The organism is Dyella sp., from assembly GCF_035486915.1.
GTDB lineage: Bacteria > Pseudomonadota > Gammaproteobacteria > Xanthomonadales > Rhodanobacteraceae > Dyella_B.
This window is the reverse complement of record NZ_DATHMR010000072.1, coordinates 1-10381: the sequence shown is the minus strand read 5'-3', so window position 1 is coordinate 10381 and position 10381 is coordinate 1. Positions and strand designations below refer to the sequence as shown.

General features: G+C 57.9%; 10 protein-coding genes and 1 pseudogene. 7 read left to right on the top strand and 4 right to left on the bottom strand.

The genetic code is table 11. From position 1 onward, the window contains the following. The 5 genes from VK725_RS05845 to VK725_RS05825 all read left to right on the top strand — a co-directional run. Positions 1-412: nuclear transport factor 2 family protein (locus VK725_RS05845; RefSeq protein ID WP_325317118.1), on the top strand; the 412-nt coding region annotated here is incomplete at its 5' end. Between the two features lie 125 nt (positions 413-537). Then, positions 538-1629 carry a sensor histidine kinase gene (locus VK725_RS05840; RefSeq protein ID WP_325317117.1) on the top strand — a complete coding sequence of 364 codons (1092 nt, stop codon included), beginning with the start codon at positions 538-540 and terminating at the stop codon, positions 1627-1629. After that, positions 1622-2401: a LytTR family DNA-binding domain-containing protein gene (locus VK725_RS05835; protein WP_325317116.1), complete on the top strand. Its 780-nt coding sequence runs from the start codon at positions 1622-1624 to the stop codon at positions 2399-2401. The genes VK725_RS05840 and VK725_RS05835 overlap by 8 nt, the downstream gene beginning before the upstream one ends. A gap of 538 nt (positions 2402-2939) precedes the next feature. Next, a complete protein-coding gene (locus tag VK725_RS05830) occupies positions 2940-4340 on the top strand; it encodes a serine hydrolase (protein ID WP_325317115.1) in 1401 nt (466 codons plus the stop codon). Between the two features lie 62 nt (positions 4341-4402). Next, a complete protein-coding gene (locus tag VK725_RS05825) occupies positions 4403-4906 on the top strand; it encodes a nuclear transport factor 2 family protein (RefSeq protein WP_325317114.1) in 504 nt (167 codons plus the stop codon). A 53-nt stretch (positions 4907-4959) separates the two neighbouring features. Here VK725_RS05825 and VK725_RS05820 read toward each other — a convergent pair whose 3' ends face one another. Next, positions 4960-5226: a hypothetical protein gene (locus VK725_RS05820; protein ID WP_325317113.1), complete on the bottom strand. Its 267-nt coding sequence runs from the start codon at positions 5224-5226 to the stop codon at positions 4960-4962. Positions 5227-5378: 152 nt separating this feature from the next. Here VK725_RS05820 and VK725_RS05815 point away from each other — a divergent pair, with 152 nt between their 5' ends. After that, entirely contained in the window at positions 5379-5879 is a 501-nt protein-coding gene (locus VK725_RS05815; protein ID WP_325317112.1) for a GNAT family N-acetyltransferase, read from the top strand. Positions 5880-6064: 185 nt separating this feature from the next. Then, the gene (locus VK725_RS05810; RefSeq protein WP_325317111.1) at positions 6065-7666 is read left to right on the top strand and encodes an MFS transporter; all 1602 of its coding nucleotides are present in this window, start codon (positions 6065-6067) and stop codon (positions 7664-7666) included. A gap of 176 nt (positions 7667-7842) precedes the next feature. Here VK725_RS05810 and VK725_RS05805 read toward each other — a convergent pair whose 3' ends face one another. From VK725_RS05805 to VK725_RS05795, 3 genes and pseudogenes are all read right to left on the bottom strand, one after another. Next, positions 7843-8688, bottom strand: coding sequence for a sulfotransferase (locus VK725_RS05805; protein WP_325317110.1), 846 nt, complete (start codon positions 8686-8688; stop codon positions 7843-7845). Between the two features lie 66 nt (positions 8689-8754). Next, on the bottom strand, positions 8755-9762 hold the full coding sequence (locus VK725_RS05800) for a LacI family DNA-binding transcriptional regulator (RefSeq protein ID WP_325317109.1): 1008 nt from the start codon (positions 9760-9762) through the stop codon (positions 8755-8757). 16 nt (positions 9763-9778) lie between these two features. Next, a pseudogene (locus VK725_RS05795) lies at positions 9779-10381 on the bottom strand (glycoside hydrolase family 2); the annotation flags it as partial.

The window sequence follows — 10381 nt, the reverse complement described above, 5'->3', positions numbered from 1 at the left end:
TGTAATAGATATTCAGCACGTTATGGAAACTTTTCACCATGCTGTAGTCACCCATGACGGCAAAGGTGTTTCCGATCTCTTTCTCGATCACGGCAGCACGTGGGTGACCGTGTTGTCAGACAAGGCGCTCCCCGCCATGCGGGCGAAGAAGCCTTCGACACAGAAAGTGCGTGTCAGTAGTTATCAGGATTTCGCCACTTTTGTATCGAGTACAAAATCGGATCTCGATCCGCGCCATACTGACATTCGCATCATGAGCGACGGTGCTGTGGCCTCCGTCTATTTTCACTTCGACTTTGTCATCGATGGCAAAGTAGAGAACCGCGGCGACGAAACATGGCAACTGGTTAAGACGACGGATGGCTGGCGTATCGTTGCCATCACTTATTCGTCGAATCCCGCCGGGGCGTGAATCGATCGAGCGCTCGCTGAATCAGGTAGCGTGGGCATGATCGATGCGTCCGTGTACGATGGCACGAGCGTTCGGCGAAACGTGTGAGGACGATGGTGCGTTCGATTCGAAACCATGCTCGGCGTATGGAAAACGGCTCCTATTCCAGGCTGCGTGTGGTGCTTATCTCACTGCTCGCCTGGACGGCCGTCGGAGTCGTTTTCGCGGTGCCGCGTTTTGCGTCGAACGCGGCGTGGTGGTTCGTGCTGCGCGGCTCGCTGGCAGAGTGGTGGGCGTGGGGGTTGCTGGTTCCGGCGATTGTTGCGGTGGATCGGCGCCTACCCATTGCGGTGAACAATCTGGGAACGCGGCTCACTGTCCATATCCTCATCGGCCTTCCGATTACTTTCGTTCAAAGCTACGTTGGTGCTCTGCTTCAGGTGATCATGGGTGTGATGACGTGGCCGGACGCGATCGGCGTGGGCCCTATGCATGAGACATTGAAAGGCGGATTCCTGTGGAGTCTGCTGGTCTATTTGCTTGTGGTCGGCGGTTGGCAAGCGGTGCAATACAGCCAGCATTATCTTGCTTCGCAGCTAAGGCTTGAACGACTCGAGCGCAATTTCTCTGAGGCGCGTTTGAATGTGCTTCGCATGCAACTCGATCCGCACTTTCTTTTCAACGCGCTCAATACCATCTCCTCCCTCGTTGTCAGTCAACCCAAGCTTGCGCGTGGAATGATCGAGCAATTGGGCGATCTCCTGCGTCTTTCGCTGGAGTCTGGACGTCGGCAACAGGTGCGTCTTAGCGAGGAATTGGAATTCCTCGGCCATTACCTCGCCATCCAGAAGACGCGCTTTGGCGATAGTTTGCATGTCGTCATCGATGTTCCCGATTTCGTTCGCGACATCATGGTGCCAAGCTTGATCCTGCAACCGCTGGTCGAGAATGCGGTTCGTCACGGATTGTCGTCACGACCGGGCGGTGGCACCGTTTGGGTACGAGCGACGGTCGATGAAACTACGTTGTGCATCGCCGTCGAGGATAATGGCGTCGGGCTTGGCGATAACTGGACGGACGATCGCGTCGGGTTGGGTCTGGGTGGCACGCGCGAGCGCATCGCCATGCTCCACCCTACGCAGGAGGCCGGTCTTCAAATCGGTCCGCGCGAAGGTGGCGGTGCGCGTGTTTGTGTCTCGATACCCACGCGCACGTCCGGGATACATGACGATGAGTGAGAGACCTACTTATCGGGTTCTTATCGTCGACGACGAGCAGCCGGCGCGTCAGCGTCTGCGCGAATTGATGGATAACGATCCCGACGTTGACGAAATAATGGAAGCGGAGAATGGGCTCGACGCCGTCGAGGCGATCCTGCAAAAGCAGCCCGATGTTGTTTTTCTAGACGTTCAAATGCCGGGGCTCGACGGCCTGAGCGTGATCGATGCGATTGGCATCGAGCGCATGCCCGTGACTGTATTTGTGACGGCCTTCGATCAGCATGCCGTGCGTGCTTTCGAATCGGCCGCAATCGACTATGTGCTCAAGCCATACGGCGACGAGCGCATGGAGGCCGCTTTCTTGCGTGCAAAATCACGTCTGGACGATAAGTATGTGCGCGACGTCGGCCAGAGCGTGCTCAAGCTTCTCGATAACCATCGCCTGGACAAACCGTTTCTCGATCGCATCGTCATTAGGGAACGCGACAAGACCGATTTGATCCGCGTCGAATCGATCGACTGCATCGAAAGTGCTGGTGTCTACGTGGCGTTGCACGTGGGGCATGAACGTATCATCCATCGCGCGGCCCTCGGTGAACTCGTCGGACAGCTCGATCCGCGCCGCTTCGTTCGCGTGCATCGCTCGACCGTCGTCAACATCGACAGCATTCTGCATTTGGAGCCGGCCACTCACGGGGAGTTTGATCTCGTTTTGCGAGGCGGTCACCGGGTGCATGTCAGCCGCACGTTTCGGCCGTTACTCGAGGCCCGACTCGGGCAGCCGTTGTAATGTGGCCAAGGGCAAGCCGAGCCATAAGTCAGTTCTAAGTACTGTCCGCTTTCGCCAAGGTGGACCTTGCCGGCACCCTCATCGCGGAGGTGGCGGCACTGCAACTGCACCAAAGTCTGACGGTGCACAATCCCATTACGCGCTAATGGGTCCATCTCCGAAGCGTTGACGCAACCATCACGACCATCCAGATGCCCGTCTCGAAGGGTCGCCCCCAGCGGTGGAGTTCCTGAGGTCGAAACCCGCCTGCTTACCATGGCTGTGATTCGACGTGGACGGACAATAGTTGCCCGCCCACTAGTCCCTGTCCTCCTGCCATTCGTCCCTCGCAACCCACCATCAATCACTTGGCAGGTGCATCGGGCGCCTTACCCGACAAACATGGCCTCATCTCAACGGGAAGCGCCATGAACCGCCGCCACAATATCGATCGACGCTTTCGCGGCTTTCGGCATTGCGGCGGTTGCGCCGGTAAAGCCTTATATACAGGCGTGGCCAATGACCTGGTCGCAACACGACTCCACAAGGAAAGAACAGCATGACTTCACGCATTATCAAAATAGGCTGCGGGATGCTGGCACTGGCGGCCGTTACTTTGACGGCTTTTTTTACGGCGGGCTCGGGCAAAGACCTTTCCCATCTCGTCACCAACTCGGTCAGCCATTCGATTTGTACCGCGGCATTCGTTTCGCGCATCGATCCGGAACAAATGTTCAAGGAGGAGCAGTTGCCCAATATGCGCAGTGTGGGATGGGCGGTGCGCTTTCACGTCGATCCTGACCTGCACGAAGTACGTGCGACTGTGCTGGGCATGTTTGCCGCTCGCGCTGTGTATCGGGAAGGCTTGGGATGCGTGCTGGTGCATGGCGAGGAGCCCGTACCCGATGCCGGTGGTTTTAGGGACTCTCCCATTGCGAGTGCGTTTCCCGAATCGGCTGTGGTGGAACCGAAGGATCCGGCATTGCGTCGTGCCCTTGATGCGGCATTTGCGGAACCAAATCCGGCGACGCCGCGGCTAACCAAGGCCATCGTGGTCCTGCATGATGGCCAGCTCATCGCGGAACGTTATGCACCAGGCTACGGGCCAGAGACCCCGATATGGGGGCACTCACTGTCGAAGTCGATTACCAATGCGTTGATTGGCATCCTCGTCCATCAGGGCAAGCTTCGTCTGGATCAATCCGCACCGATAACAGCGTGGGCGGCGCCGAATGATTCGCGTCATGCAATCACTATCGATCAACTTTTGCGCATGGACAGTGGATTGCCTTTTGATGAAACAGATAGTGTGCTCAACCCGATGTCACGCATGTTCTTCCTTGAGAACGACATGGCTCGTTACGCGGCGACCGTACCGCTGGCGTATGCGCCGGGTACCACATGGGCTTACAGCAACCTTAGTTATGTGCTGCTCGGTCGAATAGCCATGAATGCAGCCGGGGCAGGCGACGCGGTCGCTGCTGAGCGATTTGTGCGTAGCCAACTATTCGCGCCGTTAGGTATGCGCAACGCGTTGATTGAGACTGACCTGGCCGGTACGCCGGTTGGATCCAGTCATGTCTATGCCTCGGCTCGCGATTTCGCACAGTTCGGGCAGCTCTATCTCGACGACGGCGTGGCCGATGGGCAGCGTATCCTTCCCGAAGGTTGGGTCGCCTATAGTCACTCTCAGACACTCAGTACCGGTTACGGCGCAGGCTTCTGGACCAATCTGGTAAACGAAGGCAAAGTGCCCGTTTGGGACGCGCCCTGGGGTCTGCCGCAGTTACCGAAAGACATGTTCTACGCCCGTGGCGCGTTGGGCCAATACATTGTCATCGTTCCGTCCGAACGGCTGGTGGTCGTCCGCCTTGGTGTCAGCATTTATGGTGGAACAGGAGTGGGCGATGTCGTCGCTCAAATCATTGCCGCATTACATCAGCAGCCAGTGACGCCTTAGCCACAATGCGCAAAAACCTTAAGCGGTTGAAGTCACGAATGCCCGAGACAATGGAGATGGAGATGAGCAGGAATGTTTTCCTAGCAAGCCTTTTCTTTGCCTTTGCTGTGCCCAATGCAGGCGCTGTGACGCCGGCGGTGTCTAACCCGGAGAATTCTGCGAATAGCGAGTCGTTGTTTAGCACCGTCTCAAAACTCGATGCTGATTTCTTTGATGCATTCAATAACTGCAGCTCGCCCGACCAGCTTAAAAAGCATGCAAGTTACTTGAATGCAAACGTTGAGTTTTACCACGACAAAGGCGGTGTCACTTGGACGAGACAAGACTATATCGAGAAAACCAAAGAGAATGTATGCGGTAATTTCCGGCGCGTACTTACGGCGGGAAGCTTGCAGGTTTTTCCCATCGAGGGGTATGGCGCCATCGAAGAGGGGCATCACACATTCTGCGGGATTAAATCCGGCAAATGCTTCGGTGAGGCCAAATTCTTAATTGTCTGGCACCACTCTTCCGACGGGTGGGAGATAACCCGAATCTTTAGTTACGGGCACCAAGCCATCGATTGAACCGGCCCGTGTATCTCATATCACCGTAGGTGTGGATTGGTCCGGAGCGCAGGTTAAGCCTCCTCCGGCGGTGGCTGCAGCGTCGCCACCCATTCTTCGAGCGTTGCGATCTCGTCGTTCAGCGCGTCGTGCAACTCGCTTTGGCGTGTCATCAACGTTTCGATCGATCCACTTTGCTTAAGCTTCTTCAGCTCGCCGTCGAACAGCAACCACTGCGTCGTCAGGGTTTCGACGTTGTTCTTGGCGTAGTGGCGCATCTCCTTGAGTTGCGCAAGGGCGTCGTTGACGTGATCGAGCGGAGTCTTCGTTTCCTCGGACATGGCGGTATCTCGCGTTTCACCCGTTTTTAAGCATAATCGCGTGAAGCTGGCTGCCACCGAAACAGAGGATCGCTTTCTACCCGCGGCGGACCGTTTTGACATGGCTTGCACAAAACCGGGCAAGGGCGGGTACCCGTTTGGAGGTAACAAAGTTGATTACATTAGTTCGCATCGAAGCGCAGTCGGCTCAAACATATAAAGCAATTCGGCTAGCCGCTTTAAAGCAGGACCCTCTTTCATTCGGAAGTACTTATGAGCGTGAAGTGTTGCTTTCCGATAAGGACTGGTTAACTCGCGCGAGTTCTCTCGATGGAGAAAACCGCGTCGGTTTCTTCGCACTTGAAGACGAGCAAGCCCTTGGCCTCGTTGCATGCTTTCGCGACAGTGAAGACCCTGCAGTAGGCGAGGTGATTTCAATGTGGGTGGCACCGGCCGGCCGTCGACGCGGAGTCGGCTCGGATCTGTTGAAGGCAATTCGCCACTGGGCCCAGGAGCGGCGGATACAGACGATCCGCCTGCTCGTGACGAGCCTTAATACTGCCGGCATCTGTTTTTACGAGCGGAATGGATTTGTTCGGACGGGCAAGACAGTACCGTATCCGCATACGCCCGATACTGTTGAGATCGAAATGATCCTATCAGCCGATGCTTGAATGCACCGACCTTGTCGGAAGGTGCCATTGTTGCATTCGTTGCATGTCGACGCGCGTATGACACCGAAAGACGCGTGCTAGTGGGCAGCACCATGAGATTTCAACGCAGACCCCCAAGAAATCAAGCGCATCCTCAATCGTGTGTGGAGTAAGCTTCGGCATTACCGATATCTGTTGCGGATGTCATGGGCCAAATCGGAAAGCCCCCTTGTGATGACGGCGTCATCTTGCACGGTGATGCAGCGCTACGTTGCTCTGCGCGTACGCGTCGCTGGACGCTAGTCGCAGCGATTCTCGGCTCAAGCTTGGCGTTCATGGACGGCACAATCGTCAATGTGGCGCTTCCGGCCATTCAAAGAGAGCTGAGTGCGACCACGTCCGATGCGCAATGGGTCATGGAATCGTATGCGCTATTCCTGGCTTCGCTGCTGCTCGTGGGCGGTGTGCTCGGCGATCGTTTTGGGCGAAGGCGCATCTTCATGATCGGCGCTGCTTTGTTTGCGGTCTCGTCGATCGGGTGCTCCTTGTCCGCCGACATCCACCAACTGATCGCTGCGCGAGCGGTGCAGGGCGTAGGGGCCGCGCTGCTAGTACCCGGAAGCTTGGCGCTTATCAGCATCAACTTCCCAAAGTCGGAGCGGGGCGCTGCGATTGGTACGTGGTCCGCATTCAGTGGCATTACCGCTGCGGTTGGGCCAGTCGTTGGAGGCTTCCTCGTCGAGCACTATTCGTGGACCTGGGCCTTTCTGGTGAACGTGCCCGTGAGCGCGGCGCTTCTGTTGATCTGTATGACCAAGGTGCCCGAGAGTCGTGGCTCGGGCGGCAGCGGCACTATCGATGTGTTGGGTGCATGCATGGCCACCCTCGGATTGGCAGGTGTGGTGTTTGCGCTTATCGAAGCCCCCGCTCAAGGTTGGATGGCGCCGCCCATTTGGATAGCTGCCGGTGTCGGTCTGGGTGCGCTCGCCTTCTTCATTCGGGTGGAGGCTCATAGCGCTGCTCCCATGATGCCGCTGTCGCTATTTCGCGAACGCAATTTTGCCGGAGCCAATCTCCTGACGTTGCTGCTCTATGCGGCGCTCGGAGGAAGTCTGTTCTTTCTCCCGCTTAACTTGATCCAGGTTCAAGGATACGGAGCCACGTCTGCGGGAGCAGCGCTGCTCCCGTTTATTGCCATCGTGTTCGCCTTGTCTCGTTGGGCCGGAACCTTGGTTGATCTGTTCGGCTCGAAGCCGCCGCTTGTCGTTGGCCCCATCGTGGCGGCCGCTGGATTTGTGATGTTTGCGGTGCCGTCCATCGACAGCAACTACTGGACGGCATTCTTTCCCGCCATTTGCATTCTCGGTCTAGGCATGAGTATTACCGTGGCCCCACTGACTACCACGGTCATGAATGCCGTGGGCTCCGAGCTCGCGGGTACGGCCTCCGGCATTAATAACGCGGTGTCCCGCACGGCTGCTTTGCTGGCGATCGCGATCTTCGGGATCATCTTAACGTGGGCGTTCGATATCACGTTGAACGAAGAGCTTATGCGTGTGCAGGCGCCAACAGAGCTTGTGTCCGCCGTCATGTCACAACGTCAGAGACTTGCGGGCATCGTCATCCCCGATGGTTATTCAGCCTCTGTAACCTCCGCAGTGAGGCACGCGATCGGCATGTCGTTTGTTGCGGGTTATCGACGGGTCATGTTGGTATCCGCTGCACTCGCATTGCTCAGCGCAATGAGCGCTTTGGTGCTCATCAAAGGAAAAGCGATAGTTGATCCTTCGGTTCGTCGGAGTGGTTAAGCAGCTCGGCGACATAGACCGTGGAGAAATCGTTGACAACTTGGATGCTTAAAAACATCTGCTTTCGACTGCAGATTCAGTTGGCCGCTACAACAGATTGATGAAGCCGATCGGCCGGAGTTTCTACGACAAAGGCCGCGCAAGCGGCCTTTGTTCTTTGCGGCGATGACGAGCCGTTATACGATGCGTACCTGGTTGACGTTGTTCTTGGGGTCCATCCAAAACGCTTCGTTCGCGAAGCGCCCGAAGATTTCGCGTGGCAGGATGGGCTGGCGCTCGATCGCCTCTACCTTCGGCCGAACGGAATGCAGACCGGGCATGCCGACGCGGGCATCGAATTCGTCGGCGTTGTATTCGATGCGGTCGAAGTCGTGCTCGAACCAAGGCTCGCCGAGAAATTGGTAGACTGCGCGCACGGCCGCGGCAGGATCGCTCACCAGGCTTTCATAGGTCAGCATCAGCAGATGGTTTTGTGCATGCGGGCCGTAAAAGGCCTCCTTGGTGGCCTGGTAGGCGAAGCCCACCATGCCGCGTGGATCCGTCAACGCCTCAACGCGCGAGTACACCGTGGTGTTGGTGTCGAAGCGGAACACCTTGCTGACGCTGACCGGTTGCCTGCGCACCAAACGCTCCATGCTGTCCAGCACCCATGCCAACTGACGCACGCATGCGATGACCTTCATGCCCGGGAACAGCACGTTGAGCAACTGCATTCTGCTGCACCACAACCGACTGGTGTCGAACATCACGTCGGCGCCAGCTTGCGCCGAGTAAAAGTTCTCGACCAACCCGCGCAACAGTGCGACGCGCTGCTCGTCGGAGACATCGAACGAAAAATCGTTCTTGCTGCTTGCCTCCGCCATCACCACGCCCATGATGTCTGCAAGCGGGCTAGTCATGCCTGCGCGGAAGCGTGGGTTCTGGTTGAGGATGGCGGCCAGTAGCGTGGTGCCGGCGCGCGGCAGCCCGGAAATGAAATGGAACTTCCGTGGCGGGTTGCTGGCGTCTGGCAGGGTGGGCATGTGAGCAATCTCCTCTCGATCGGTTGCCTGAGTTGCAAGGGCATGGGTTGCAAGAAAGCGCCTGTTTCAGGGTGCGAGTGCTGTCGATGCACGCATACGCATTTCGTAGCCGACTTCGACCATGCTGGCTTCACCTTTGCCCAGCACGCGTAGCAGTAACTCTTCGGTGGCGCGCCTGCCCATTTCGCGTACGGGCTGGTGGACAGTGGTCAGCAATGGCCACACCTGCGTCGCGATCGTGGTGTCATCGAAGCCGCAAATCGAAATGTCGGCGGGAACCGACACGCCGGCCTCGGCAGCTGCCCAGATCGCGCCGACGGCCATATCGTCGTCGGCCGCGAAGATAGCGGTTGGCCGATGCTTTAACGCGAGCAACCGGCGCGCTGCCTCCACGCCAGACTCGAAAGAAAAGCGGCCCTGCACCATGTACGCAGGGTCTTCCTTCAACCCCACGCGCTTCAATCCGTCGCGGTAACCAGCGAGACGCCAGATGCCTCCGCCATGCTTGAGGTCACCAATGATGTGGGCGATGCGGCGGTGGCCCAGCGATGCAAGGTGCTCCACCATCGCCGCGGCGGCTTCGCGCTCGCGTAGTATCACGCCGATACAGCCCTTAGGCTGGCGTGGGGCGATCGAGGCAAATGGAGGGCCGCTCTTGCGCAAGTGCTTGAGCAGTTCCGGGTGGTCGGTGATGGGGGGCGTAAGGATCAGCCCATCGGGCTGGTGCCGCCAGAGGATGCCCTCGACACGCTCGACGAAGTCCGGCGCCGTGGAGACCAAAGGCTGCACCATCATGCTGTATTGCTGCGCTTCGCACGCTTCGAGCACACCCGCCTGGACTTCCATGATGTAGCTCGGCGACAAGTTGTCGTAGAGCAGGCCGATCATGAAGGACCGATTCGTCGCCAAACTACGCGCCGAGGTGAGCGGCCGGTAGTTGAGTTCTGCTACGGCCGAAAGCACGCGCTCGCGCACCGAGTCGCGCACGTTCGGCTCGTTGTTTAGCACGCGCGATACGGTCTTCTTCGAGGTATCCGACGCACGGGCAACATCGTTGATGGTCACGCGTGACATGGAAGCCTTTGCGTCTTCAATGATCTGCTCCCCGCGTGGTGGCGACTGGAACACTTTGGGCCGGGACGTTCCACCCACTCACTTCGACCACCGGTTCGGCCGTTTCCTGCGATGCGTATCGCGCGGTCAAAACCATCGACTCACCGGGCCAAAGCGTGACGTCATTGTCATTCCACAGTATCGGCAGCGCAAGGTTGCCGTGCGCACCACGCTTGATCGACACGTGCTGGAACAGGGCCACGGCCTTGGACGATGCGGGCAAGGACAGCGTGACTGTGGTGATGTCATCGTTTCCCTCACGTCGTGTCGTTGCGTGGACCACGCTCGTCGCGGGCGGCAAGGATCGCAGCGTGGTCAGGTCCGCGTATTGCGTCAGCGGGGTGAGGTACCAGTTCGAATTTGCCCAGTCGAGCACGTCCGCGCGTGTGGATAGCCAGTAGACGTTCCGGCTGACGGGCTTGCCGTCGGAAGAGGCGAGTTCAAGTTCTATGAAGTACGCGGACGAAAGGCCGGCGATGGTCGGCAGTGTTGCCAATGACTGCGTGTGGTTGCCCGCGAGATCGATGTTCTGCAGGTGCTTCTCGTAACGCACGCTACCGTCCAGATTGCGCACACGGAT